Origin of the sequence: Bacillus sp. LBA3-1-1.1 (assembly GCF_040676495.1) — a bacterium.
Classification (GTDB): Bacteria; Bacillota; Bacilli; order Bacillales; family Bacillaceae_G; genus Bacillus_A; species Bacillus_A nitratireducens.
Map to the genome: position 1 here is coordinate 320,536 of NZ_JBEGIB010000001.1, position 25,183 is coordinate 345,718.

Annotated in this window: 28 protein-coding genes; 21 read left to right on the forward strand and 7 right to left on the reverse strand. The window is 35.7% G+C overall.

The window, feature by feature from the left end:
• Window positions 1–14 precede the first annotated feature (14 nt).
• The 6 genes from spoVAC to MRBLBA3_RS01835 all read left to right on the forward strand — a co-directional run bounded on the left by spoVAC (window position 15) and on the right by MRBLBA3_RS01835 (window position 4,791).
• Complete coding sequence (spoVAC, locus tag MRBLBA3_RS01810) at window positions 15–473, forward strand: stage V sporulation protein AC (protein ID WP_000918878.1); 459 nt, start codon at window positions 15–17, stop codon at window positions 471–473.
• Between the two features lie 13 nt (window positions 474–486).
• The gene (spoVAD, locus tag MRBLBA3_RS01815) at window positions 487–1,503 is read left to right on the forward strand and encodes a stage V sporulation protein AD (RefSeq protein ID WP_044737799.1); all 1,017 of its coding nucleotides are present in this window, start codon (window positions 487–489) and stop codon (window positions 1,501–1,503) included.
• A gap of 3 nt (window positions 1,504–1,506) precedes the next feature.
• Entirely contained in the window at window positions 1,507–1,857 is a 351-nt protein-coding gene (gene spoVAE / locus MRBLBA3_RS01820) for a stage V sporulation protein AE (RefSeq protein ID WP_000345912.1), read from the forward strand.
• Window positions 1,858–1,862: 5 nt separating this feature from the next.
• A complete protein-coding gene (locus tag MRBLBA3_RS01825; RefSeq protein ID WP_001254419.1) occupies window positions 1,863–2,432 on the forward strand; it encodes a stage V sporulation protein AE in 570 nt (189 codons plus the stop codon).
• Window positions 2,419–3,891 carry a spore germination protein SpoVAF gene (gene spoVAF, locus MRBLBA3_RS01830; protein ID WP_016130216.1) on the forward strand — a complete coding sequence of 491 codons (1,473 nt, stop codon included), beginning with the start codon at window positions 2,419–2,421 and terminating at the stop codon, window positions 3,889–3,891. The genes MRBLBA3_RS01825 and spoVAF overlap by 14 nt, the downstream gene beginning before the upstream one ends.
• A gap of 96 nt (window positions 3,892–3,987) precedes the next feature.
• Window positions 3,988–4,791 (forward strand): Cof-type HAD-IIB family hydrolase, encoded by an 804-nt coding sequence (locus MRBLBA3_RS01835; protein ID WP_044737824.1) that lies wholly within the window; start codon window positions 3,988–3,990, stop codon window positions 4,789–4,791.
• A gap of 30 nt (window positions 4,792–4,821) precedes the next feature.
• Here MRBLBA3_RS01835 and MRBLBA3_RS01840 read toward each other — a convergent pair whose 3' ends face one another.
• Complete coding sequence (locus MRBLBA3_RS01840; RefSeq protein WP_044737825.1) at window positions 4,822–5,688, reverse strand: DUF1002 domain-containing protein; 867 nt, start codon at window positions 5,686–5,688, stop codon at window positions 4,822–4,824.
• A 187-nt stretch (window positions 5,689–5,875) separates the two neighbouring features.
• Between MRBLBA3_RS01840 and MRBLBA3_RS01845 the strand changes: the two genes are divergently transcribed.
• Both MRBLBA3_RS01845 and ribT read left to right on the forward strand, forming a co-directional pair.
• On the forward strand, window positions 5,876–6,313 hold the full coding sequence (locus tag MRBLBA3_RS01845; protein WP_000853785.1) for a peptidylprolyl isomerase: 438 nt from the start codon (window positions 5,876–5,878) through the stop codon (window positions 6,311–6,313).
• Window positions 6,314–6,797: 484 nt separating this feature from the next.
• Window positions 6,798–7,166 (forward strand): GNAT family N-acetyltransferase RibT, encoded by a 369-nt coding sequence (gene ribT / locus MRBLBA3_RS01850; protein WP_000908403.1) that lies wholly within the window; start codon window positions 6,798–6,800, stop codon window positions 7,164–7,166.
• A gap of 20 nt (window positions 7,167–7,186) precedes the next feature.
• On the opposite strand, the gene MRBLBA3_RS01855 is transcribed toward ribT, so the two are convergent.
• On the reverse strand, window positions 7,187–7,705 hold the full coding sequence (locus MRBLBA3_RS01855) for a DUF309 domain-containing protein (RefSeq protein WP_000283579.1): 519 nt from the start codon (window positions 7,703–7,705) through the stop codon (window positions 7,187–7,189).
• 99 nt (window positions 7,706–7,804) lie between these two features.
• Window positions 7,805–7,900, reverse strand: coding sequence for a YjcZ family sporulation protein (locus MRBLBA3_RS01860; RefSeq protein WP_000510193.1), 96 nt, complete (start codon window positions 7,898–7,900; stop codon window positions 7,805–7,807).
• Window positions 7,901–8,069: 169 nt separating this feature from the next.
• Between MRBLBA3_RS01860 and scpA the strand changes: the two genes are divergently transcribed.
• The 6 genes from scpA (at window position 8,070) to phnF (ending at window position 13,329) form a co-directional block, all read left to right on the forward strand.
• A complete protein-coding gene (gene scpA / locus MRBLBA3_RS01865) occupies window positions 8,070–8,813 on the forward strand; it encodes a segregation/condensation protein A (protein WP_001199766.1) in 744 nt (247 codons plus the stop codon).
• Window positions 8,814–8,971: 158 nt separating this feature from the next.
• Window positions 8,972–9,544, forward strand: coding sequence for an SMC-Scp complex subunit ScpB (gene scpB / locus MRBLBA3_RS01870; RefSeq protein WP_000375161.1), 573 nt, complete (start codon window positions 8,972–8,974; stop codon window positions 9,542–9,544).
• Window positions 9,545–9,622: 78 nt separating this feature from the next.
• On the forward strand, window positions 9,623–10,525 hold the full coding sequence (locus MRBLBA3_RS01875; RefSeq protein ID WP_001215093.1) for a ComEC/Rec2 family competence protein: 903 nt from the start codon (window positions 9,623–9,625) through the stop codon (window positions 10,523–10,525).
• 207 nt (window positions 10,526–10,732) lie between these two features.
• Window positions 10,733–11,875 (forward strand): N-acetylglucosamine-6-phosphate deacetylase, encoded by a 1,143-nt coding sequence (nagA, locus tag MRBLBA3_RS01880; RefSeq protein WP_044737826.1) that lies wholly within the window; start codon window positions 10,733–10,735, stop codon window positions 11,873–11,875.
• A 4-nt stretch (window positions 11,876–11,879) separates the two neighbouring features.
• Window positions 11,880–12,668, forward strand: coding sequence for a glucosamine-6-phosphate deaminase (nagB, locus tag MRBLBA3_RS01885; RefSeq protein ID WP_001024197.1), 789 nt, complete (start codon window positions 11,880–11,882; stop codon window positions 12,666–12,668).
• Window positions 12,598–13,329: a phosphonate metabolism transcriptional regulator PhnF gene (phnF, locus tag MRBLBA3_RS01890; protein ID WP_098764788.1), complete on the forward strand. Its 732-nt coding sequence runs from the start codon at window positions 12,598–12,600 to the stop codon at window positions 13,327–13,329. Before nagB ends, phnF begins: the two co-directional genes overlap by 71 nt.
• A 73-nt stretch (window positions 13,330–13,402) precedes the next feature.
• On the opposite strand, the gene MRBLBA3_RS01895 is transcribed toward phnF, so the two are convergent.
• Window positions 13,403–14,209 carry a Cof-type HAD-IIB family hydrolase gene (locus MRBLBA3_RS01895; RefSeq protein WP_000594218.1) on the reverse strand — a complete coding sequence of 269 codons (807 nt, stop codon included), beginning with the start codon at window positions 14,207–14,209 and terminating at the stop codon, window positions 13,403–13,405.
• A 165-nt stretch (window positions 14,210–14,374) separates the two neighbouring features.
• Between MRBLBA3_RS01895 and glcT the strand changes: the two genes are divergently transcribed.
• From glcT to ptsP, 4 genes are all read left to right on the forward strand, one after another.
• A complete protein-coding gene (gene glcT, locus MRBLBA3_RS01900) occupies window positions 14,375–15,223 on the forward strand; it encodes a glucose PTS transporter transcription antiterminator GlcT (protein ID WP_000073853.1) in 849 nt (282 codons plus the stop codon).
• Window positions 15,224–15,563: 340 nt separating this feature from the next.
• Window positions 15,564–17,627 carry a PTS glucose transporter subunit IIABC gene (ptsG, locus tag MRBLBA3_RS01905; RefSeq protein WP_044737828.1) on the forward strand — a complete coding sequence of 688 codons (2,064 nt, stop codon included), beginning with the start codon at window positions 15,564–15,566 and terminating at the stop codon, window positions 17,625–17,627.
• A gap of 135 nt (window positions 17,628–17,762) precedes the next feature.
• A complete protein-coding gene (gene ptsH, locus MRBLBA3_RS01910) occupies window positions 17,763–18,026 on the forward strand; it encodes a phosphocarrier protein HPr (RefSeq protein ID WP_000411079.1) in 264 nt (87 codons plus the stop codon).
• Complete coding sequence (gene ptsP, locus MRBLBA3_RS01915) at window positions 18,026–19,738, forward strand: phosphoenolpyruvate--protein phosphotransferase (protein ID WP_000174202.1); 1,713 nt, start codon at window positions 18,026–18,028, stop codon at window positions 19,736–19,738. The genes ptsH and ptsP overlap by 1 nt, the downstream gene beginning before the upstream one ends.
• 87 nt (window positions 19,739–19,825) lie before the next feature.
• Here the strand turns inward: ptsP and MRBLBA3_RS01920 are convergent, their stop codons facing one another.
• The 3 genes from MRBLBA3_RS01920 to MRBLBA3_RS01930 all read right to left on the reverse strand — a co-directional run bounded on the left by MRBLBA3_RS01920 (window position 19,826) and on the right by MRBLBA3_RS01930 (window position 21,454).
• Entirely contained in the window at window positions 19,826–20,185 is a 360-nt protein-coding gene (locus MRBLBA3_RS01920; RefSeq protein ID WP_044737829.1) for a DUF3915 family protein, read from the reverse strand.
• 196 nt (window positions 20,186–20,381) lie between these two features.
• Window positions 20,382–20,600: a hypothetical protein gene (locus MRBLBA3_RS01925; protein ID WP_044737830.1), complete on the reverse strand. Its 219-nt coding sequence runs from the start codon at window positions 20,598–20,600 to the stop codon at window positions 20,382–20,384.
• A 236-nt stretch (window positions 20,601–20,836) separates the two neighbouring features.
• The gene (locus MRBLBA3_RS01930; protein WP_000183653.1) at window positions 20,837–21,454 is read right to left on the reverse strand and encodes a nitroreductase family protein; all 618 of its coding nucleotides are present in this window, start codon (window positions 21,452–21,454) and stop codon (window positions 20,837–20,839) included.
• Window positions 21,455–21,785: 331 nt separating this feature from the next.
• Here MRBLBA3_RS01930 and MRBLBA3_RS01935 point away from each other — a divergent pair, with 331 nt between their 5' ends.
• The 3 genes from MRBLBA3_RS01935 (at window position 21,786) to MRBLBA3_RS01945 (ending at window position 25,183) form a co-directional block, all read left to right on the forward strand.
• Entirely contained in the window at window positions 21,786–23,078 is a 1,293-nt protein-coding gene (locus tag MRBLBA3_RS01935) for a GGDEF domain-containing protein (protein WP_001023180.1), read from the forward strand.
• A 91-nt stretch (window positions 23,079–23,169) separates the two neighbouring features.
• Window positions 23,170–24,300, forward strand: a complete 1,131-nt coding sequence (locus MRBLBA3_RS01940) for a serine hydrolase domain-containing protein (RefSeq protein WP_000727169.1) — start codon at window positions 23,170–23,172, stop codon at window positions 24,298–24,300.
• Between the two features lie 4 nt (window positions 24,301–24,304).
• Window positions 24,305–25,183 (forward strand): NAD(P)-dependent oxidoreductase, encoded by an 879-nt coding sequence (locus MRBLBA3_RS01945; protein ID WP_000428552.1) that lies wholly within the window; start codon window positions 24,305–24,307, stop codon window positions 25,181–25,183.

Here is a 25,183-nt window from a genome sequence, read left to right on the forward strand (position 1 = left end):
GAGGCAATATATATATGGCAGGGCGAAAACTGAAAGATGATTACATAAATAAAGTGAAAGAGTACCATCCAAAACCGAACTATTTAATAAATTGTGTGAAGGCATTTCTTGTTGGGGGATTCATTTGTACCGTCGGAGAAGTATTGATGAAATTTTATATACATTACTTTCACTTTAGTGAGCAAGAGGCAGGAAACCCTACAGTTGCAACTCTCGTTTTACTATCAGCGATTTTAACAGGTTGTGGTGTTTATGATAAAATCGGGCAGTTTTCTGGAGCGGGCTCAGCAGTACCAGTTACTGGATTTGCGAATTCTATGGCAAGTGCTGCGCTAGAACATAGGAGCGAAGGGATTGTTCTAGGAATTGCTACAAACATGTTTAAGCTTGCAGGAAGCGTCATTGTGTTTGGCGTCGTCGGTGCATACATTATTGGATTAATAAGATATACATTTCAAATTTTAATGTCTTAAAGGAGGGGTAGGTATGAGATTGACAGGAAAACAAACGTGGGTATTTCAAAATGATATCTTCGTGAATGCAACTGGTACCGCTGTCGGTCCGAAAGAAGCTGAAGGCCCTCTTGGAAAGGATTTTGATATTTCATATTCAGACTTACATTGTGGAGAGGAAAACTGGGAACTTGCTGAACGAAGGTTAATGTCAGACTCGATTCAACAAGCATTGCAAAAAGGAAATATAAAACCATCACAAATTGATTTCTTTTTAGCAGGTGATTTATTAAACCAAACAGTGACAGCAAATTATGTTGCTCGAGATTGTGGTATTCCTTTTTTAGGGATGTTCAGTGCTTGTGCGACGTCAATGGAAACTTTGGCGGTTGGATCAGCATTTATAGATGGTGGATTTGCGAATCGTGTCTTAGCGACAGTAAGTAGTCATAATGCGACGGCTGAAAGACAATTTCGTAATCCAACAGAGTACGGAGGACAAAAGCCTGGGACAGCAAACTCGACTGTTACCGGAGCAGGATCCATATTAATTAGCAATGAAGAAAGTGCAATTAAAATAACAGCAGCAACAATCGGAACAGTACAAGATTTAGGAATTGCTAATCCTTTAGATATGGGATCGGCAATGGCGCCAGCTGCTGCTCATACAATTCAACAGCATTTTGAAGATTTAAGAAGAAGTGCCGCTGATTATGACCTTATTGTTACTGGTGATTTATCAGCTGTGGGGACACCAATTGCGAAACAACTTTTATTTGAGGAAGGGTATGATCTTGGACATATATACAACGATTGTGGGTTAATGATTTACAATTCAAATCAAGAAGAAGTGTTTGCAGGTGGCAGTGGTTGTGCTTGTTCAGCTGTTGTAACATACGGTCATTTATTGCGTGAAATGCAAAAAGGGAATTTACAACGGATTTTTGTCGTTGCAACGGGAGCTTTATTAAGCCCGGTGATGATGCAGCAGAAGGAAACGATTCCAACGATTGCGCATGGTGTTGTGTTTGAAAGAGTTAAAGGAGAGTGAATTGTGGATTTTATATATGCATTTCTTGTAGGAGGAGCTATTTGTGTCATTGGACAAGTGTTGCTAGATTTTGCAAAGTTAACACCAGCACATTTAATGGCAACTTTTGTAGTCGTCGGAGCTATTTTAGACGGATTCGGATTGTATGATAAGCTTATAAAATTTGCAGGTGCTGGGGCAACGGTCCCTATTACAAGTTTTGGACATTCACTATTGCACGGGGCAATGCATGCGGCAGAAAAACATGGATATTTAGGAATTGGAATCGGTATGTTTAGCTTAACGTCTGCGGGGATTTCAGCGGCGATATTATTTTCATTTTTTGTTGCACTTATATGTAAACCGAAAGGATAAATCAAATGAGACGAAGGGTTGTTTTGGTCACAGATGGAGATGAATATGCAAAGCGGACAATTGAGCTGTTGACAAAGGAATTTGGGGGAAGGTGTATTTCAGCATCGCAAAGTAATCCGACCAAATTGACAGGGAAGAAAGTTGTTGAGCTTATTATGCAAACGCCATATGACCCTGTATTTGTCATGTTTGATGACAGCGGATTTATAGGAGAAGGATCTGGTGAAAAGGCGTTAAAGTATGTCGCAACACATAAACAAGTTGATGTACTTGGCATTTTAGCAGTAGCGTCGAATACACATCATTGGGAATGGGCGCGTGTAGATGTAAGTGTAGATCGGAATGGGAATTTGACAGAATACGGTGTTGATAAATTTGGACTTCCAGATGGTGAAATTGGGAGGATTAGTGGGGATACGATTTATTGTTTAGATGATCTGAATGTTCCAGTCATTGTGGGGGTCGGTGATATTGGCAAGATGTGTGGAAATGATGAATGGGAGAGAGGATCACCTATTACTAGAAAAGCGATTCAATTAATTTTGGAAAGGAGTGGGTTTTATGACGAAGCCTAAAAAAGTGAATATCCCGATTTCATCTTTTTTAAGTGATAATGAAAATTACTTAAAGCAAACAGTTGGATTGGGTGTCACATACGATGTTGGTATTCGTAAATTTCAAATTTTAAATAAAGAAATTGGTGTGTTATTTGTAAATGGGCTTTGTGATACGAATTATATTATCCCTATTTTAGAAGAAGCAGTGGATACAAATGAAATAAGGGATGTAGAAGAAGATACTGTAAAGCTTTTAGAGAATCGTTTAATTCACCAACAAGTAAGTAAAGTAAAAACGATGGATGAGGTAATGCTCCAAGTATTATCGGGACTTATTGTTATATTTGTAGAAGGTGAAACGGAAGCGTTCGCAATTGATGTTCGTAGTTATCCGGGGCGGACACCGACAGAACCAGATACAGAAAAGGTAGTACGTGGTGCAAGGGATGGCTTTGTTGAAAATATCGTTGTAAATACAGCTTTAATTCGTAGAAGGATACGCGACCCGCGTCTTCGAAATGAAATGGTTCGAGTAGGGGATAGATCGCAAACGGATATTTGTATTACATATGTACAAGATGTTGCAAATCCGGATTTAGTGAAAATTATAAAACAAGAATTAAAAAATATTGAAGTAGATGGGATTACGATGGCGGATAAAACGGTAGAAGAATTTGTAGTCAAACAAGGTTATAATCCATTCCCGCTTATTCGATACACAGAAAGACCAGATGTAGCAGCAAATCATCTGTTAGAAGGACATGTGTTAGTACTTGTTGATACATCACCAAGTGCCATGATCACTCCAACAACATATTTCCACCATTTACAGCATGCAGAAGAGTTTAGACAAAATCCAGCTGTAGGTACATTTTTACGTTGGGTACGTTTTTTAGGTGTTATATTTTCGCTGTTCTTGTTGCCGTTTTGGTTAGTTTTTGTATTTGATCCAACTCTTTTACCGGAAAAGCTTGCTTTTATTGGACCAAACAAGATGACGCATTTACCGATTTTATTACAAATTTTGATGGCGGAAGTCGGACTCGAATTTTTAAGGATGGCTGCCATTCATACGCCGACATCACTGTCGTCGGCAGCAGGATTAATTTCAGCTATATTAATTGGTCAAATTGCAATTGATGTAGGTTTATTTGTACCAGAAGTTATTTTGTATGTAGCGGTTTCTATGATTGGATCATTTGCAACTCCGAGTTATGAGCTTGGACTTGGAAATAAGATCGGCAAATTATTTGTCATTATTTTAACCGGCATCTTTCATGAGATGGGATTTGTAATCGGGATGACGATGTTGATTTTATTTTTAGCGTCTATAAAAAGCTTACAAACACCGTATTTATGGCCGTTTTTACCGTTTGATTGGGGCGCGTTAACGAAAATTTTACTCCGTCCAACTATGTCTAGTTTAAAAGTGCGTCCTAGTATTGTACGACCCCAAAATGTAAGAAGACAAAAATAAACGGGATTATGCTCCCGTTTATTTTTTTATTGAAAATTTATTTTTTTTTAACAAAAACCAAACATTTTTTGTGTACACTTAGAGTAGATATTGTGTATGAGAGGGGAAGAGGACATGATTAAATTATTTGTAAGTGATTTAGATGACACGCTCGTTTACAATGTGAATGATATGCAAAAAGAAGATGAACGTGCACTTTGTTGGCTAGCTGAAAAAGGGACAAATATTTGTTTTGCCTCTGGCCGCTTTACTCACCGAATTGATGAAGTCGTAAAAAGGTTTTCATTCCCGTATTACACAACAGGTTTAAATGGGGCGACAATGTTACTGCCGGACGGTAAAATATTTTATGAATCAAGTTTTGAAGATAGTGTTGCCCAGGAAATATATCGATATATACATAACAAGGGACTAGCAGATATTGTTTGTGCAAATGAGCAGCGATATACAAAAAGAAAGAATGAAAATCATCATACTTTTGAAGAGTATATGGGGGTACATATTGCTGAAATAGAAGCGTTAGAAGAAGAATTTGGTAAGACTGTACATCCAGCGAAATTATTTGTATTTGGAGAAGAAGAGAAAATTGTAGCATTAGATCAAGAGTTACGAGATACGTTTCACAGCGAAGCGGAAGTTTTTATATCAGGTAAACGCTATGTTGATATTATGCCAAGGGGTGTAAGTAAGGGGAGTGCTTTAAGGCGACTAATGGAACATTTAAAAATTGAAGCAAATGAGGTTGCCTGCATTGGAGATTCTTTTAATGACATTTCAATGTTTGAAGTAACCCCGCACTCATTTACTCTTCATCATGCTCATCCATATGTGAAGGAGAAAGCAAATCATGTTGTTCGTTCGGTTGAAGAAGCGGTTATGAAATTACCGTTACTTGTATAAAAAAGAAGCTCGTCACTGACGAGCTTCTTTTTACTTGAATAAAGATTTAACAAAATCAATGATACTAGAGAAGAAATCTTTAACTTTATCTAGGAAACCTTGCCCTTCTTCAGACCCTAAAAAGGCAGAAACGTGTTCTTTTGCTTTATTTAATTGACTGCCAACTTGATTCCAATCGATATTAAGATTTTTCATTTTATCAAATAACGCTACTAAGTTATCCAACTGTTCATCCGTTAATGTAATGCCGAGTTGATCAGCAATTTTTTTAATTAATGAACGTAAATCTTCCGTCGTTTTTGGCTGCTCTTTTGCAATCTCTTCTTTAATTTTTGCAACAAGTTGAACTGCTTTTTCCTCACCAATTTTATCGCCGAGCTGGGCCGTTTGCACCATTTCTTCATTGGCTACTTTTTTTACTTCCTCAGGAATTGCTTTGTTCGATGTTGTTTCATAGGCCTTCATTAAACCTGTTAAAGCAGCAGTTCCTGAGACTTTAAATGGTGCAGTAATTTGAATCTCTGCATCTTTCACGCCTGCTGTAATAAGTGCGTTTGTGTACATTGCATCTGTTATCGAATTAATGTTTTTTGAACGTACAATGAGACCAGATCCTGGCTTTGTGTATGTAATCATAGAAGAGGAAATTGCTCTCGTACCAATTTGTGCTTTTGGAACAATTCCTTCTAGAAATTTATGTTCTTCCGCATTAGACACAGTAATAATTGTAGCATCTTTCGGTGCTTTCATTTCTTTTAACAGATCTTGTTTTTGTTGTTCAGATAAGTTCTCTCCTAGTGTGACAATTGATTCTCCCTCAATGATGTCTGCAAATGAAGCTGTTGGTATCATAAATACGGCTACAGCCAATAGCAGAGCTAGTAATTTCGTTTTCACGAAAAATCGCTCCCTTTCTCTTTCTAAAATTTTCGGGCAACACAGTTATTATAGTATATTTTTCTTATTTGTCACCTAGCTTCTTCCACATTTCAAAAAAGAAGTATGTAGATTGTCGGATTCTTTTTGTTTCTCGTCATGAATATGGTAATATAGTGCTGAGATAGTTGAAAGGAGACATATACGTATGAAAACTTTAGGATACATATTAATGGAAAATGGTGAAAAAATCGATTTAGAATTTTTCCCAGAAGAGGCACCGAAAACAGTAGAAAACTTTAAAAAATTAGCAGAGCAAGGATTTTATGATGGTGTGACATTCCACCGCGTTATTCCTGGCTTCGTAAGCCAAGGTGGAGACCCAACAGGCACAGGAGCAGGTGGCCCAGGTTACTCTATCCCATGTGAAACTGATGGAAATCCTCATAGACATCTTGTTGGCTCACTTTCTATGGCACATGCTGGCCGTAACACAGGTGGTAGCCAATTCTTTGTTGTTCATGAGCCACAACCGCATTTAGATGGCGTACATACTGTATTCGGTAAAGCAACAAGCGGTATTGAAACAGTATTAAACATGCGTCAAGGCGATGTAATGAAAGAAGTTAAAGTTTGGGAAGAATAAGTTACGAGAAAAGAGAGCGATTTTGCTCTCTTTTTTTATTTCGTATAAACAGTAATTGGTATATATTTCGAAATATATGGTGCAAATAGGACGGCTACTAACGTTAAAATATATTGTTCATGAGAACACAATTTTAACAAAATACATAGAATGGAGTACCAATTATATGTTTCAATAAATAGATTTCTCTTAACATATTATTTTTAATAGAACTATTTCGTTCAAAAGTGATTAATAATTAACATGTGATGAGCGGGGGGATTCTCCTTTTAGTTTCTAAACAGTATTGTCTCTATTCTGAGCGGTATAATAGAAAAAATAGCTTGGAAACATATATTTGACTTTCTTCTTAACGCTTTGTATGATTATCAAGTTGTTTCAGCCTCTTCTCACTCTGGTAAAAATATTGTAGAATGAATGTGATATGAAAAGAGTGACTGAGGGGATAAATAGTTTGTAACTTTTGTAAGAAGGGATAAGGGTTATGTTAATTCGTTTTAAAAAAAGTTATGAAAAAATTGCAATGGGGCTTCTTTCATTTATGCCAACTGAAAAAGATGTGAAAACATTACAATTGACAATGAAAGAGTATGAGGCGAAAGAAGATTGGCAATTGTATTTGTGGAAACAAAATGAAGATTTTGTTGGGATAATGGGGATTATAAAAAAAGAAGATCAGGTATTGGAAATTCAGCATTTGAGCGTGAATCCGTCTCACCGTCATATGGGTATTGGGACGAAGATGGTTCAAGAGCTTAAGAGTAAATTTCTTGAGTTTACAATTTGCGGAAATGAGCAAACAGCAAGTTTTTGCAAAAAGTGTAAAGAGCTTGAACAGAATATACATTCATGAAAGCAGGGATAAGTATTTTATTATCTCTGCTTTCTTTTTTGTAGTTGTTCGTGTCGTTCAGAAATGACTTCTGTTCGATCACGCAATGTGTGCTTATTTATGATGTATTCATCAGGAACGACGTTCGCATCTTTCCAAGAGAGGTTTTGTTTCTTACATAACTGTATGCATTGTTTTTCTAACGATACGTCTAATAATGGTAAAAATAACGGGGCGAAAGTTTCCTTTTTGTGGATAGATTGTAATCTTTCATTTAATAAAAATATAAGTTGTTTATGATCTATTCCGAATTGATGTAATTGCGCGCTGTTCTTTTCTAAAATTGTTATTGCGCTTTTTATCATCTTCTCTGCACCATTCCAATTGGATCGTCTATGATGGTATGAGGAAACAGCAATTTGAATGAGACCGACTAAGTAATTGTCACGTTCTCCTCTAGGCTTTAATTTCCAATACTCTTCTAGTATTTCATGACATTCAAAATAATCATAGTCTCCGTGAAAATGAATTAAAAATTGTATGTACTCGGTAGGATACATTTTTTTCGCTCCTGTCTAACGGTTATATGTACAGTGTATCATAGAAATATTAACAATAAGCGACTAGGGAAATATCCCTAGTCGCTTTATTGCTTCATATTAGCAGAAGCAAGCTGCTCCTACAATGATTAGTAAAATGAACAGTACAACAATTAATGCGAATCCACCGCTAAAACCGCAATCAACGTGACCCATAGTTTTTTGACCTCCTACATTGTTCTTACTACATTGTTATCATATGAAGCGGTGGGCATTATGACATGGGCATAGGTCTATTTTTAATTAAATTTCTTAAAAAGGTTGGATAGAACATGAGTATGCTCTATACTTATGTTGTTATAGAAAAAATGTGGTGGGATGCTTTGTGCAGTATAATTTTAAAGTAGAGGCTTTTGAAGGGCCTTTAGATCTATTGTTACACTTAATACATCGTTACGAAATTGATATATATAATATTCCTGTAGCGGAAATTACAGAGCAATATCTATCTTATGTCCATACGATGAAAGAACTACAATTAGATGTTGCCAGTGAGTATTTAGTAATGGCAGCAACGTTATTACAAATTAAAAGTAAAATGTTGTTACCGAAACAAGAAGAAGATGTACCTGATAACGGTGAAGACTTTATAGATGACCCTCGTCAAGAATTGATGGAGAGGTTAATTGAATATAAGAAATATAAGCAAGTTGCTACTGAGTTAAAAGAAAGAGAACAAGAAAGAGCACAGCTATATACACGTCCGCCAATTGATTTTACATCATTTCAACAAGAAGAGGAGACAAGTTTACCTCTTGATGTTACGTTATATGATATGTTAGCGGCATTTCAAAAGCTAATGCGCCGTAAAAAAGCAAAGAAACCCGTAACAACGCGAATTACTCGCCAAGAAATACCAATTGAACAGCGAATGACTGATATTCTACAACAGTTAGAAGTAAAAGGCGGTCGTCAAAGCTTTTATGATTTGTTTGCTGATGAAGAACGTGAAATAATGGTTGTAACATTTTTAGCAGTTCTTGAGCTGATGAAAAATCAACAAATCATAATTGAACAAGAACATAATTTTGATGAAATTTTCGTATCAAGCTCTAGTAAATCCGTATAGAGCCAGCATGTGAAGATGGGATAGAAATATTTTATCTCAAGTTAGGTTTTAATGTATCGTTTGGAACGAGAGAAGAAATATTGAACCGAACGCATTTACTGTGATTCGGTTTTTTTATGTGTATTTTTATAGAAAAATAGGAGGAAGGAGTTCGTAAAATGGATAGAAAAGAACAAAAAGCGATTATTGAAGGGCTTTTATTTGTTGCAGGTGACGAAGGGATTTATCCGGAACAGATAGCTAAAGTTCTGGAAGTTGAAGTGGAAGAAGTAATAAACAGTATAGAGGAAATGCAAAAAGAATGTGAAGGATCGAATCGCGGTCTGCAAATTGTACAATATGCAAAAGTGTATCGTTTTGCAACAAAGAAAGAACATGCGGCATACTATCAAAAGTTAATAGATACCCCAACAACGGCTTCACTGTCTCAAGCAGCTCTTGAAACGTTGGCAATCGTTGCGTACCGTCAACCGATTACAAGGACAGAAATGGAAGAGATTCGAGGAGTGAAAACAGATAAGGCATTACAAACGTTAGTTTCACACTTACTTATAAAAGAAATGGGAAGAGCAGAAGGACCGGGGCGTCCTATCTTATACGGAACGACGAAAGAGTTTTTAGATACGTTTGGATTGAAAACGTTAGATGATTTACCACCTCTTTCGGAAGAAAATGAACAAATGAATGAAGCAGATTTATTCTTCGGTTCTTTACAGGAATTATCAAAATAAAAGCTTAGCATTTTGCTAAGCTTTTTTTGTATATCAATTACAGAGCGTGCCATACTAAATGAAAAAAGGAGACGAGTTATGAGAGGTGTACGGAATATTCTATTGTTGGTTTCTGTTTTATTATGTTTTTCGTTAAACAGCGCATCGGCTAAAAGATATATGATGTCTATTCATACTGCGTCTTCTATACATATGCAGCGGCAACATTTTGGCAAAATGAAAGTGAGTTTTTTAAAAGTTGGACAAGGTGATGCGACACTTATTACATTGCCAAATGGTCAAACGATGTTAATAGACGGGGGTCCTTATGAAGCGGGAGAGGTCATTATTCAAAAACTAATTGAAAAAAGAATTAATCATTTAGATGTAATTGTAAGTACTCATCCTGATATGGACCATATAGGAGGACTTATTCCAATTGTAGAGCAAATGCCAGTTTCCCTCGTATTAGATAGCGGGAAAACATATAGTTCATTTACTTATCATACGTATCGAAATAACATTAAAAAAAGGGGCATTCCTTTCATTTCAGTTAAGGAGGGACAATACATACCGCTAGATCCACATGTTTCTATACAAGTATTGAACAATGGGAAATCGAAAGACGAGAATAACGAGTCTTCAATTGTATTAAAGATTCGATATGGTAAAGCGGACTTTTTATTAATGGGTGATGCTGATATACGGACAGAAAATGAAATATTAAAGCAATTTGATGTACATGCAGATATATTAAAAGTAGGGCATCATGGCTCGTATACTTCAACGAGTGAAACATTCTTAAAAAAAGTAGACCCACAATTCGCTATTCTTTCGTACGGGAGTAGAAATCCATATGGACATCCTCATCAAAGTGTTGTAAGACGATTAAAACAGCGTGGTATAATGATATACGGAACAAACAAGCGTACAGTAGAAATAGAAACAGACGGTGAACATATTACTATGGGGTCGAGTGGTCTTATGCCACTACTTAAGTAATTAATTATATAAGAGGGTATTTTCCATTTTGGAAAAAATGAATAACATATATTATAATGAAAAAGAAATAAATTTCCTTTTTTCTGCTGAATGAAGAGGAAATTTCATTAGAATGTATAGACAACTACTCGTGTGTATATTAAGATGGAATTAGGCGAATAAGGTAATAATAACAAGTAGGTATTTCATGGGAAAGGATCGATGAAAATGAAAACGCAAGTTGTCATCAATGCCAAAATTTATACAGGTACAGAAGTAGTGGAAAACGGATTTATTCGTTACGCAGAAACAATTAAAGAAATTGGTTTGATGGCTCAATATGTATCACAAGAAAATGAAACTGTGTTAGATGCGGCAGGAAAGATTGTGATTCCAGGTATGATTGATGTTCATATTCATGGTGGATACGATATTGATGCGATGGATGCAAATAGCGATGGATTAGTAACTCTTGGTAAAGAAATGTTAAAAGAAGGAGTTACAACTTACTTCCCAACAACAATGACACAAGCTCCAGAAGCGATTGAAGCGGCGCTAAGTGCTGCGAAGGAAGCGAAAGATAAGGGAGCACATTTCGAATATATTCACTTAGAAGGACCATATGTTTCAAAAAAACGTGCGGGTGCACAACCACTTGAACATATTGTTCCTGCGAGTATCGAGCAATTTAAACAATGGCAGGTAGCAAGCGGTAATCTAATTAAATTAGTAACATATGCACCGGAAGAAGAAGGTGCGTTAGAGTTTGAACAGTATCTTGCTGAAACAGGTGTTGTTGGCACAATGGGGCATACAGATGCGATTGATGCACAACTGAAAAATAGAAAAATTACACATGCAACACATTTATACAATCAAATGCGTGGATTACATCACCGTGAACCAGGAGTTGTTGGTCATGTGTTATTAAATCCAGATGTAATGGTTGAAGTAATTACAGATGGTATTCACATTCACCCTGATATGGTGAAATTAGCATATAAATTAAAAGGACCGAAAAAAGTAAGTGTCATTACAGATGCAATGCGTGCAAAAGGTCTTGAAGATGGATTATATGAGCTTGGCGGACAGCCAGTGCATGTAAAAGATGGCAGTGCCCGATTAGAAGATGGAACGTTAGCTGGTAGTATTTTGAAAATGGATCAAGCTTTCCGAAATGTAATTGAATTTACAGGATGTTCAATCGAGGATGCAGTACTCATGACATCGGTTAACCAAGCAGAAGAGTTTGGGTTAAATAATAAAGGTGCGTTAGCGGCAGGTAAAGATGCAGACTTTGTTGTTATGACTGAAGAATTACATGTATATGATACGGTTCGTTTAGGAACTCATATGAAGGAAGGGAAGTAATTAGATGAATATTCTTGTTGTAAAAACTCCAGAAGAATTAGCGGAAGCAGGTTTCAAGTTAATTGAAGAGGTTGTAAAATCAAAAGAAAATCCAACATTAGGAATGGCTACAGGAAGCTCTCCATTAGGTATTTATGCAGAAATGCGAAAAAATAAACTTGATACAAGTCATACAACCACTGTAAACTTAGATGAGTACGTAAATTTACCACACGAAGATAAAAACAGCTATCACTATTTCATGCAAGAACAGTTGTTTGATCATCTTCCATTTAAACAAACTTATGTACCAAACGGGATGGCAAGTGATTTAGAGGAAGAGTGCAAGCGTTATGAAGGCATTCTATCGGCTAACCCAGTTGACTTACAGATTCTTGGAATCGGTGAAAACGGTCACATCGGATTTAATGAGCCAGGAACATCATTTAATTCTCCAACTAACATTGTTGAATTAACAGAATCTACACGCCAAGCAAACCTTCGTTTCTTCGAAAAAGAAGAAGATGTGCCAACTCATGCGATTACAATGGGAATTGGAAGCATTATGAAAGCGAAACAAATTCTACTTGTTGCTATGGGGCCTAAAAAGGCAGAAGCACTTAAAGAGTTATTGCAAGGTGAATATAGTGAAGCGTGTCCTGCTACTGTTTTACAACGTCATCCGAATGTAACCGTAATCGCTGATCAAGAAGCTCTATCTTTATGCAGTGAGGCGATTGCTGATGAACATCGACAAGTATTCACCATTTCCGATCTATTATCAGATTCAAGAGTGGGTGAAACAGCTAATTGAGGACGGCGAATGGAAGCCGGGAGACAAAATCCCATCTGAGAATGAACTTTGTGATAAGTTCGAAGTGAGTCGTATGACAATCAGACAGGCGATTAATAATTTAGTGGAACAAGGCTATTTATATCGGAAACGTGGAATTGGAACGTTTGTCCAACTTCCGAAAGTGGAACAAAAATTGCAAGGAATGACGGGATTCACAGAAGATATGATTTCTCGTGGGATGAACCCAAGTAGTCAATTACTTAGTTTCCGCCTAGTTCCAGCTACTGCGAAAATAGCAGACCGGTTGAGAATACAGGAGGGGGAGTCGGTTTATGAAGTGAGGCGTATTCGCTTAGCTGATGATGAACCGATTGCTTTTGAGACGACATATTTGTCGCCAGCTCTTGTAAAAGATATTAACGAAGAAATATTGCAACAATCTTTATATGAACATTTAGAGAAAAAACTAGGCTTTAAGCTTGTTAGCGCTACTCAATCAATTGAAGCTTCCATTGCAACGGATAATGAAGCTGACCATCTGCATATTCCTAAAAAGGCGCCTGTGCTTGTAATGCGCCAATGGTCATATTCAGAAGGTGAGATACCGTTAGAGTATGTGAAATGTATTTATCGTGGGGATCGTTATAAATTTATTACAAACATCGCACGTAACAAATAATATATTTCAGTTTGTAAAGTACAGTGAATTTTAAAGTGTTTAACATGTAAAGAAATAAAAATACGACTCATCCTTATAAGGAGTGAGTCGTATTTTTATTATGAGCGATTACGTGGTTAACAGCATCTTTAACCGTATTTACTACATAGTGAGCGTGCTCTTTTACTGCGTCATCTGCTTGAGACATAGCAAAACTGTGAGGAGTTAAAGAGAACATTGGAATATCATTATAAGAATCCCCTATGCAAGCAATTTCCTCTGGTTGTATTTGAAATTCTTTTAATAAAATAGAAATAGCAGAACCTTTACTAATATTAGGTGGCATTACATCTAAACATTGTTCTGCTGAAATGAAGGTGCTAACTTTTCCGTGAAATTTTTCATCAATTTTGTTCTGAAGGAGTTGTAAGCTTTCCTTCGTTCCACCGACAGAAATTTTATTTGGAAAAATTGTATCATCAATTTTCTGTAATAGATTAGGTTCTTCAACAGAAGTCATCGTTACTTGTTGTTCAAGTTCATGAATAAACGGTGTTTTTTCTTCAATGTAGTAGTTATGTTCATCACTTACATAACGGAAATAAGGGTCTTCATTTGTCATAGCTAACAAATCTGGAAGAATGCTGGAATCGAAAGTTGCAGATAATAGCTGCTTATTTTCATGTGTATATACAAAAACACCATTTACACTAATGCGATGGAAATTTGTATTAACCGCTCTCATTAAGTCTGCAATTTCATTATCAAGTCTTCCAGAAGCAAAACAAAGAATTACATTTTGTTCAGCTAAGCTGCGTAAAGCGATAACATCTTTTTCGTCGATAAAACCTCCGTGTTGCATCATCGTTCCATCAATATCACTTACAAACATTTTAATCATGTTGCAATCTCCTTTCTATGTACAGTTGCCCTTACATTATACGCATCATATACAAACATGTCTAAAAAATGAATTTTTATTAAATGGTAGATGTTTTATATTGACGAAAAAGAAGAATGTTCTGTAACATAAAAGCAGGCTATTTAAGTACGAGGGTGGTGTTATATGAGTAATTATCTAGAAATTAAAAAAGTTTTAAATAATAATGTCATCATTGCTAGCCATCCTGAACACGAGGAAGTAGTAGTGATCGGTAAAGGAATTGGATTTGGGAAAAAGGCTGAAGATGTGTTGGAGCAAGAACAAATTGAGAAAATGTTTGTTTTAAAAAATGAACGTGATCGAGAACAATACAAACTTTTAGTACCACATGTGAGTGAAAAGCTAATTGAATTGATGAATGATATTATGTTATATATTCAAGAAAAAGCGGAGTCTCCATTAAATGAACATATTCATATCGCTTTAACAGATCATATTTCTTTTGCAATTAAAAGGCTGAAACAAGGACTTACAATAGATAATCCTTTTTTAGTTGAAACGAAAATGCTATATCCAGAGGAATATAAAATTGCTGAAGGCGTTGTGCAACTTTTAAATTCTCGTTTGCAAATTACATTGCCAGAAGGGGAAGTTGGCTTTATCGCACTTCACATTTACAGCTCGCTTACAAACTCTGATTTATCTTCTGTTAATCAAAATTCCCGTCTTATTGCACAACTTGTGTCTTTAATTGAGACAAGCCTACAAATTACATTAGACCAAGAAAGCATTCATTATTTACGCCTTATTCGCCATTTACAATATGCTATTGAGCGGGTGAAAAAAGGAGAAAAAGTAGAAGAAGCACAGAGTTTTGCTGATTTATTGAAGTTGGAATATCCAGTTTGTTATAATTTGGCGTGGAAACTAGTCAAAGTAATGCAGAAAGAATTACAACTTCCTGTATATGAAGCGGAGAGTATTTATTTAACGATGCATTTACAACGATTAGTGAAAGCAGAACATGTGTAAAAAGACATATATTTTTGTCTAAAATGAAAACGTTAAAAAAAATGATTGAATCGCTTACAATAGTTATGTATAATAACTATTGCAAAGTTATACAAAATTCGACAAACACATTAAGGTGAATAACGAAAACGTTTGCCTTAATTATAGTGAACTTATACGTAATCCTATTTTTGACACGTGTTACTGATTCGATCAGGCATGAGTGGAGAAAAGTTGGGAATGTAAGCTAAATAAAGGGACATACTACCCTTTGTATAGCTATCGTTCTATCTTTTTTTTCCTCATGCCTTTTTGGCGTTTGTCGAAAAGTATCAATATAGATAAGAGAGGAAGGGTTTCCATGTTTAAGAAGATCTTTGGTGTTCTTCAAAAAGTCGGAAAAGCGCTTATGCTTCCAGTAGCGATTTTACCGGCAGCAGGTATTTTACTTGGATTTGGTAATGCATTTCAAAATCCACAGCTAACAAATGTTATTCCTGCTTTAAAAGCAGATTGGTTCGTAATGGTTGCAAAAATTATGGAACAATCGGGTGATATTATTTTCGCTAACCTTGCATTATTATTCGCAGTTGGGGTAGCAATCGGTTTAGCTGGTGGAGACGGAGTAGCTGGTTTAGCAGCATTCGTCGGCTACTTAATTATGAACAAAACGATGAGTGTGTTCTTAGAAGTAGATAAGCTAGTGAAAGTAACAAGTTCTGGAACAGATCCAGTGAAAATTGGATTTGCAGATCCAGCATATGCAAACGTATTAGGAATTCCAACGCTACAAACAGGAGTATTTGGTGGTATTATCGTCGGGATAGTAGCTGCATATTGCTACAATAAATACTTCAACATTGAATTACCATCATACTTAGGTTTCTTTGCAGGTAAGCGTTTCGTACCGATCGCAACTGCAACATTCTCTTTAGTAGTAGGTATTATCATGTGCTTCGTTTGGCCATACATTCAAGGTGGCTTAAATACGTTCTCACATCAAATGATTGATGCAAATAGAACGTTAGCAGCATTTATATTCGGTTTAATCGAACGTTCATTAATTCCATTTGGATTACATCATATTTTCTATTCACCGTTCTGGTTCGAATTCGGTCAGTATACAAATGCAGCTGGCGAATTAATCCGTGGTGACCAAAAAATCTTTATGGCACAGTTAAAAGACGGCGTAGAATTAACAGCTGGTACATTTACAACTGGTAAGTATCCGTTCATGATGTTCGGTCTTCCAGCAGCAGCTTTAGCAATGTACCATGAAGCACGTCCAGAAAATAAAAAATTAGCAGCTGGTATTTTAGGGTCTGCTGCATTAACATCTTTCTTAACAGGTATTACAGAACCGCTTGAATTTTCATTCTTATTCGTAGCACCAGTATTATTCGGAATCCATGCAGTATTCGCTGGTCTATCATTTATGACAATGCAAATTTTAGGTGTTAAAATTGGTATGACATTCTCTGGTGGTTTAATTGACTTCATATTATTCGGTGTACTACCAGGTCGTACGGCATGGTGGTGGGTAATTATTGTTGGTCTTGTACTAGCAGTGATTTACTACTTCGGATTCCGTTTCGCAATCCGTAAATGGAACTTAAAAACACCTGGTCGTGAAGTAGCGAATGCTAATGAAGGCGCAGGGAAAACAGAAGCAGGAGAACTTCCACGTGAAGTATTAGTAGCACTTGGTGGTAAAGAAAACATCGCTTCTTTAGATGCTTGTATTACTCGTTTACGTGTACAAGTTAACGAACAAAAGAATGTAAATAAAGACCGCTTAAAAGAGCTTGGAGCAGCTGGTGTACTTGAAGTTGGAAATAACATTCAAGCTATTTTCGGACCGAAATCTGACACATTAAAATCACAAATTCATGATATTATGTCAGGTCGTACACCTCATGTTGAAAAAGAAGAGCCTGTAAAAGTGGAAGAAACTCCTCAACAAGTTGATGAAAATGAAACAATCGTTTCACCAATTGAAGGGAAAATTTTATCGATTACAGAAGTACCTGACCAAGTATTCTCAGGGAAAATGATGGGAGATGGATTTGCGATTGAGCCAACAGAAGGAACAGTAGTTTCTCCAGTTAATGGTGAGATTGTAAATGTATTCCCTACAAAACATGCGATTGGTATTCAGTCTGAAGGTGGAAAAGAAATTTTAATCCACTTTGGTATTGATACTGTAAAATTAAATGGTGAAGGCTTTGAAGCGCTTGTAGCACAAGGTGATAAAGTGAAGCAAGGACAACCATTATTAAAAGTAGATCTTGCATTTGTAAAAGAAAATGCACCATCTATTATTACACCAATCGTCTTTACGAATTTACAACAAGGGCAACAAGTCGAATTGAAAAAAGATGGAAATGTTATAAAGGGCGAAAACGCTATTATTGACATTCAATAGGAATTTGACGCAAAATGTTTATAATTATAATAGGCGATGTGGTTGACCGAACATCGCCTATTATATACAATAGATGATGTAGTACTCACGTCTATACAACTAAAAAAATACGTAATTTAAAGGAGATAAATTATCATGGAAAAAATCTTTAAAGTAACTAGCGATTCAGGAATTCATGCTCGTCCAGCAACTCTACTTGTAAACACTGCAAGCAAATTTGGTTCTGACATTAACTTAGAGTATAACGGAAAAAACGTTAACTTAAAATCAATCATGGGTGTTATGTCTTTAGGAATTCAACAAGGCGCGGAAATTAAGATCACTGCAAATGGTGATGATGCAGCTCAAGCACTAGCAGCTATCGAAGAAACTATGAAAAACGAAGGATTAGGAGAATAATGACTCTTAATATTCAAGGGATCGCTGCATCAAGTGGGATTGCTATTGCAAAGGCTTTCAGACTTGAGAATCCTGAATTTAACATTGAAAAGAAATCAATTACGAACGAAGCTGCAGAAATTGCACGCTTAGACGCTGCGCTTGAGAAAGCAAAATCTGAACTAGAAGCTATTAAGGACCACGCTTTTGCTGAGCTAGGTGCTGATAAAGCTGCTATCTTTGAAGCACATTTATTAGTATTAAATGATCCGGAATTAGTAAATCCAGTAAAAGATAAAGTAAATAGCGAAAAAGTAAATGCTGAATTTGCAATGGATGAAGTTGCATCAATGTTTATTTCTATGTTTGAAAACATGGATAACGAATACATGAAAGAACGTGCTGCGGATATTCGCGACGTAACAAAACGCGTTCTTGCACATTTACTAGGAATTAACTTCTCAAATCCTGGTACAATTTCTGAAGAAGTAATCATTATTGCTGAAGATTTAACACCATCTGATACAGCTCAGTTAAACCGTAAGTATGCAAAAGGTTTCACAACTGATATCGGTGGACGTACATCTCACTCTGCAATTATGGCTCGTTCTATGGAAATTCCAGCTGTTGTTGGTACGAAAGTTGTTATGGAGAAAATCCAAAACGGCGATATCGTAATCATTGACGGTTTAGATGGAGAAGTAATTGTAAATCCATCAGAAGAAACTCTTCGTTCGTTTGAAGAAAAGAAAGCGAAATTTGAAGAGCAAAAAGCTGTATGGGCAAAATTAAAAGACCAAGCTACTGTAACGAGCGATGGACATCACGTTGAGCTTGTTGCTAATATCGGAACACCAAATGATGTACAAGGTATTATCGATAATGGCGGAGAAGGCGTTGGTTTATACCGTACAGAATTCTTATACATGGGCCGTGACAATCTTCCAACAGAAGAAGAGCAGTTCGATGCGTATAAAGCAGTTCTTGAAGGTGTAAAAGAAGGTCAACCTGTCGTTGTTCGTACACTTGACATCGGTGGAGATAAAGAGCTTCCATACTTACATTTACCAAAAGAAATGAACCCATTCTTAGGATACCGTGCAATTCGCTTATGTCTTGATGAGCAAGATGTGTTCCGTACACAACTTCGTGCATTACTTCGTGCTAGCGTATACGGTAACTTAAAAATTATGTTCCCAATGATTGCAACTCTTGATGAGTTCCGTCAAGCGAAAGCAATCTTATTAGAAGAGAAAGCAAAACTTGTAGAAGCGGGTACAACTGTTTCTGATTCTATTGAAGTTGGTATGATGGTTGAAATTCCAGCTTCTGCAGTATTAGCAGATCAATTCGCAAAAGAAGTTGATTTCTTCTCTATCGGAACAAATGATTTAATCCAATACACAATGGCTGCGGACCGTATGAACGAACAAGTAGCTTACTTATACCAACCATATAACCCATCTATTTTACGTCTTGTAAAAATGGTTATCGATGCTGCTCACAAAGAGGGCAAATGGGCTGGTATGTGTGGTGAGATGGCGGGAGATTCACTTGCTATCCCATTATTATTAGGATTAGGCTTAGATGAGTTCAGTATGAGTGCAACATCTATCCTTCCTGCAAGAACACAACTAAGCAAGTTGTCAAAAGCAGAAATGGAAACATTAGCAGAAAAAGCATTAACAATGTCAACTGCTGAAGAAGTTGTTGAATTAGTTAAAAGCATATAATAGTAAAAAAACCTGAGTCGATTTGAAATCGGTCTCAGGTTTTTTTTGTTACATATACCTTAGGTGATTTTATTGATTAAACTTATCTTAAAGAGCAATTGCGATAACATCCTCTGGGCAAACACGTAAAATCCCTTCAAATCTATCGTCATTACGATTGTTTCCATTCTTATCATCTTTGTTGTTGTCTTTGTCTTCATCTTTTCTTAATGCAGAGAATAGAGCAACACCGTTACAGAACCCCTCAAAAACTAAATTGCGGAATGTTCCATTTCCTTTTAGTTTAAGAAGCGAAACCTCAGTTCCTATAGAAAGATTTGCAAGTACGTTACATACAGCATGTCGTTGTGGTCTAACTTCTTCTTTCTCTTTCTCACGACGGTTGTGCTCTCTTTCATGATGATGACAGTCTCTAAAGTTATCACAGCATCCAAATGATCCAAACATAATCCTCATCACCCCCTTCACACTTATAATCTATGTAAGTTCGGTAGTCGGTGACTGGACAGATAATGAAAATTTTTCTAGGGGATTTTCTCATTTTAAATGACTAGATGGGTATTTAGTATGGAATGATGTTTAAAATAGGGGAAATATCACAAAAAAATGTAAAGACCACCGAAATGAATGAAATAGGTAGCCTTTACACTTTTTTACTTTTATATAAAACGATGATATATACAGGAAGAGCTAGGAGTAGCGGTGCAATGGATCGTGCAGTATGTTTTTCTGCTTCTGATTGGAATACTTCTTCTTTTGGGAATTGTAACACTGATATGTTTGCAGCATCGCCAATAAAATATAGCAGTAGTACAGTTACTATGTAACTTAAAAATGCGATAAAGCTTCCGTATGAACTCAATGAAAATCCCTCTCTTGTTATCTATTTGTTATCATTGTATCACAATTGTAACAAAAATACACGGTTATCTTTCGGTGGTTTAACAAATTTCGACACGAAACGCCATATTTATTTATGGAGATAGCATGAAAATTACGATTTTTCTATGTGTAGATGTCGAATAATACATTGTAATATTACGGATGTGTGACAGAATATAAAAAAACGAAGGTAATGAAATTACCTTCGTTTTTTTATTATTTCGCCCATTCACTCACTTGTTCTACGCTCATGCGCGGTGCAGGGTGACCTTTTAAAGTGGATTCACCAATTGTAATAAGCATAATTGGTATGTAACGAGATGAAACATTGAATTCTTCCATTAATGCTTGTGGGTTGAAGCCACCAATAGCGCAAGTATCCCAACCAGTTGCTTTAGCTGCAAGCATAAGTTGCATTGCTGCTAAAGCAGCATTTGAAAAGGCAGCATCTCGTGGGTATTGCTCACGAGTATATGCAGATTCAATGTTTTTAGCTAAGCGCTCTTTTGCCTCTTCTTTCATAAATCCTTGTTCTACAATTGGACCGTAAACAGGTTCAACATTTTTATATGCTTCTAAATCACCTAAAATAGCGACTACGGCAGAAGCATCAAGAATTTGTTGTTGGTTATAAGCAATTGGATGTAATCGTTTTTGTACGTCTTCGCCTTGGAAAACAAGGAATTTCCAGTGTTGCAAGTTCCAAGCAGAAGGTGCTTGTGCAGCGGCTTTTAAAATTTCATGTAATTCTGTAGATGAAATTTCTTTTTCGGGGTTGAATGCACGTGTAGATGTGCGTTCATATAAAACGTTAAAAAAGTCATTGTTTGTCATTATATATCCTCCAAATTACATATCAACTTAATATAAAATAAATGTAATATATTCTACTTACATTTCGTAAGTTATTGAATTTAAGAATATAATAAATTTATTTTAATTGTCAAGTTTTAAGTAACGAGATGGGGCATTCATACAAACGATACAACTCTTATAATCATACACTAAAAAAGGAATTTCTAGAGTAGATAAGCGAAGATAACATTCTCAATTAGCTTGTTAATATGTATTCCTCACTAATCGGATTTTTTTGAGAACTATTTTTTATAAAATGATTGTGAGGAATTCAGTAGAACAAGATATATGAAGTGAGTGAAGACTAGTGATGAACATACTACATTTTTTATTAGAGAATACTGTTTTCCAAAATGTATTACAAGATCTTCAGTTGAATGTCCTTTATATAGAAGATGGATGTACACATCAACAAACGATAGAAAACGTCCATCCAAAATGTATGTTTATAGCAAATAGTTTTGAAGAAGGAGAAATGTTGTTTCATAGAACTAGACCGCATATTGTAATTATGTATGTAACAGATTTTGCTCAAATAAAATATATAAAGAATATATATAATTCACAGAGCACATTCATTATCATTTGGGATCAACAGATAAACAATGAGTTTGCAGATTTACTACTGTTAGGAATACGTAATATTGTTATAGCACCAGTAACCCCACAAGTAGTACTAGAGGAAGTGAATAAGAGTTTATATCAGCTTTCTTTAGTGCGGCAAGTAAGTTTACAACAGGAATTACTTCAAACGATGTTTGATTTTCAAAATGATTTATTATTTATAGTAGAAGATGATGAGATTGTTGATTGTAATACAAATTTTTTAGAGTTTTTCGGATATGATAATTTATTTACCTATCGTGAACAACATTTAGTATTTGCAGAACATCTTATAAGAGAGACCGGATATTATTCGACGACTCACGATGTAACATGGCTGGATGATACTTTATCAAATGGAAGAAGAATTAAGATGCACAATTATGAAGGGGAAGCCTCTACCTTTTTATTACGTGCGACACCATTACCAGAAGACTTATCGCGATTTATAGTAAAATGCACAGAGATTACAGAATTAGATGAAATCTATCAAGAGCAAGAAAGACTGGCTATGATAGATTCATTGACAGAAATATATAATCGTTTGAAATTCCAACAAATATTGGAGACAGAGTGGGAGAATGTAATACGTAATGATGAAAAAATAGCACTTATTTTGTTTGATATAGATAATTTTAAATCAGTAAATGACACATATGGTCATGATTTTGGCGATTTAGCATTAGTACAACTTGCAGATCTTATGAAATCTAAAGTTGAACATCAACATATATTTGCAAGGTGGGGAGGAGAAGAATTTATAATATTAGTGACAGATACGGTAGAGAAAGAAGCGTTTCAAGTTGCGGAATCGTTACGATTTTTCATTGAAACAAAGCAGTTCTCTGGAATTTCGAAATTAACAGCGAGTTTTGGAGTTGCGTTATATGAGCAAGGAATTACTAAAGAGGAATTAATGCAAAGAGCGGATATTGCATTATATGAAGCAAAAAAAAATGGGAAAAATCAAGTATGTATATATAGAAAGGAAAAAATGTGATTTTTCGCAACAAATTGTTGCGATTTTTTTTTATTGCCTGATAATAGAATATGGGGGACCATTCTTCACGAAGTAATTATGGAGGAACAATATGAAAAAAAAAATAATGATTATGGCTTCACTGTCTGCTGTAGTTTGCGGCGGAGTATACTATTTTCTCTATAGTCCCGATCTAAAGGAACAAGCAGTATTAACAACAAAGGTAACTCCCGCTATTGAGTCAGAGGTACAGGATAATATAGAAGAAGTACAAAAAATTGATTATGCTAGTATATCTCAAAAGTTAGATCAATATTTAGTAGGAAAGCAATTTAATGGGACAGTTTTGGTGACAGATAAAGAACATGTTATATTGAATAAAGGATATGGATATGCTGATGTTCAAAATAAAGTAGAAAATACACCTCAAACAAAATATCGTATCGGTTCTATTACGAAAACAGTTGTTGCTACATCCATTTTACAGTTACAAGAACAAGGGAAGTTAAATATCCAAGATAATGTAAATAAATACATTCCTTCATTTCCAGCAGATAAAAATATCACGCTATTTCACTTGTTAACGCATACATCTGGTTTACCGGAAAATGGGAAAGGAAAGGTCAATGTAGCTTCACGTATAAATTTAGTAACTTGGATTGGAAGTCAAAAATTAGAGTTTCCACCAGGAACAGGTTGGAAGTATACGGATTATAATTATATGGTGCTCACTTATATTATAGAAAATATAACGAAAAAGCCTTTAGGAGACTATATAAAAGAAAATATATTTACAAAGGCCGAGATGCATGAATCAGGTATGGGAAATATGGTGCCTGGAGATAAAAACTTCACGAAGGGTTATGTGAAGAAAGATCAAGAGCTTGTGCCAGCACAAAAATTAGGGATGGACTGGTTATATGGATCGGGTGAGATGTATACGACAGTAGGGGATATGAAAAAATTAGATGAAGCGATTATAAATGGAAAGCTTCTTTCTGAACAAAGTATACAAGCGATGTTTACACCTTCACAAGAAAGAAAATATGCATTTAGCTTTTACATATATCCAGATTATTTCCATAACCATGGTGTACTATCTGGTTGGAATACGTTTAATAATTTCAATAAAGAAAAAGGAACGTTTGTTATTTTATTCTCAAATGTGAAGAATGGTTTGGATGATGATTTTAATAAGGAATTTCGAAAGATGGTAAATGATTTATTAGAACAAAGGGGATGAGAAGATGGAAAATAAAAATTTATCAATAGGTTTCATTGGTATTGGTGTGATGGGAAAAAGTATGGTGCGTCATTTAATGCAAGACGGTCATAAAGTATATGTATATAATAGAACGAAAATGAAGACAGATTCTTTAGTGCAAGATGGTGCAACTTGGTGTCATACACCGAAAGAGTTAGTGAAGCAAGTTGATGTTGTAATGACTATGGTTGGATATCCACATGATGTAGAAGAAGTGTACTTTGGGATAGATGGAATTTTGGAGAATGCAAATGAAGACACGATAGCAATTGATTTTACGACATCTACACCAACATTGGCAAAACGTATTAATGAAACTGGTAAAAGTAAGAATATATATACGTTAGATGCGCCTGTATCTGGAGGAGACGTTGGTGCGAAAGAAGCAAGACTCGCAATTATGGTCGGTGGCGAGAAAGAAATATATGAAAAATGTTTACCGTTATTTGAAAAGCTAGGAACAAATATTCAGTTGCAAGGACCAGCAGGGAGTGGACAACATACAAAAATGTGCAATCAAATTGCGATTGCTTCTAACATGATAGGGGTATGTGAAGCAGTAGCATATGCGAAAAAGGCTGGACTTAATGCAGATAAAGTATTAGAGAGTATTTCAACAGGAGCAGCAGGTAGCTGGTCATTAAGTAATTTAGCTCCGCGAATGTTAAAGGGAGATTTTGAACCAGGGTTTTATGTAAAGCATTTTATGAAAGATATGAAGATTGCTTTAGATGAAGCTGAAAAACTACAATTACCAGTACCGGGTTTAACCTTAGCGAAGGAATTGTATGAAGAACTAATCGTAGATGGAGAAGAGAATAGCGGAACACAAGTATTATACAAAAAGTATATAAGGGGGTAA

Coding starts and splice junctions, on each gene's coding strand:
- ptsP (WP_000174202.1), top strand. CDS start 18,026: ATGACTCTTAATATTCAAGGGATCGCTGCATCAAGTGGGATTGCTATT.
- MRBLBA3_RS01875 (WP_001215093.1), top strand. CDS start 9,623: ATGAGAGGTGTACGGAATATTCTATTGTTGGTTTCTGTTTTATTATGT.
- MRBLBA3_RS01860 (WP_000510193.1), bottom strand. CDS start 7,900: ATGGGTCACGTTGATTGCGGTTTTAGCGGTGGATTCGCATTAATTGTT.
- MRBLBA3_RS01940 (WP_000727169.1), top strand. CDS start 23,170: ATGAAAAAAAAAATAATGATTATGGCTTCACTGTCTGCTGTAGTTTGC.
- phnF (WP_098764788.1), top strand. CDS start 12,598: ATGAACATCGACAAGTATTCACCATTTCCGATCTATTATCAGATTCAA.
- ribT (WP_000908403.1), top strand. CDS start 6,798: ATGTTAATTCGTTTTAAAAAAAGTTATGAAAAAATTGCAATGGGGCTT.
- MRBLBA3_RS01855 (WP_000283579.1), bottom strand. CDS start 7,705: ATGTATCCTACCGAGTACATACAATTTTTAATTCATTTTCACGGAGAC.
- MRBLBA3_RS01935 (WP_001023180.1), top strand. CDS start 21,786: ATGAACATACTACATTTTTTATTAGAGAATACTGTTTTCCAAAATGTA.
- MRBLBA3_RS01930 (WP_000183653.1), bottom strand. CDS start 21,454: ATGACAAACAATGACTTTTTTAACGTTTTATATGAACGCACATCTACA.
- spoVAD (WP_044737799.1), top strand. CDS start 487: ATGAGATTGACAGGAAAACAAACGTGGGTATTTCAAAATGATATCTTC.
- MRBLBA3_RS01920 (WP_044737829.1), bottom strand. CDS start 20,185: ATGTTTGGATCATTTGGATGCTGTGATAACTTTAGAGACTGTCATCAT.
- glcT (WP_000073853.1), top strand. CDS start 14,375: ATGAGTAATTATCTAGAAATTAAAAAAGTTTTAAATAATAATGTCATC.
- MRBLBA3_RS01895 (WP_000594218.1), bottom strand. CDS start 14,209: ATGATTAAAATGTTTGTAAGTGATATTGATGGAACGATGATGCAACAC.
- scpB (WP_000375161.1), top strand. CDS start 8,972: ATGGATAGAAAAGAACAAAAAGCGATTATTGAAGGGCTTTTATTTGTT.
- MRBLBA3_RS01825 (WP_001254419.1), top strand. CDS start 1,863: ATGAGACGAAGGGTTGTTTTGGTCACAGATGGAGATGAATATGCAAAG.
- ptsH (WP_000411079.1), top strand. CDS start 17,763: ATGGAAAAAATCTTTAAAGTAACTAGCGATTCAGGAATTCATGCTCGT.
- MRBLBA3_RS01945 (WP_000428552.1), top strand. CDS start 24,305: ATGGAAAATAAAAATTTATCAATAGGTTTCATTGGTATTGGTGTGATG.
- MRBLBA3_RS01835 (WP_044737824.1), top strand. CDS start 3,988: ATGAGAGGGGAAGAGGACATGATTAAATTATTTGTAAGTGATTTAGAT.
- nagB (WP_001024197.1), top strand. CDS start 11,880: ATGAATATTCTTGTTGTAAAAACTCCAGAAGAATTAGCGGAAGCAGGT.
- ptsG (WP_044737828.1), top strand. CDS start 15,564: ATGTTTAAGAAGATCTTTGGTGTTCTTCAAAAAGTCGGAAAAGCGCTT.
- spoVAC (WP_000918878.1), top strand. CDS start 15: ATGGCAGGGCGAAAACTGAAAGATGATTACATAAATAAAGTGAAAGAG.
- MRBLBA3_RS01845 (WP_000853785.1), top strand. CDS start 5,876: ATGAAAACTTTAGGATACATATTAATGGAAAATGGTGAAAAAATCGAT.
- spoVAF (WP_016130216.1), top strand. CDS start 2,419: ATGACGAAGCCTAAAAAAGTGAATATCCCGATTTCATCTTTTTTAAGT.
- nagA (WP_044737826.1), top strand. CDS start 10,733: ATGAAAACGCAAGTTGTCATCAATGCCAAAATTTATACAGGTACAGAA.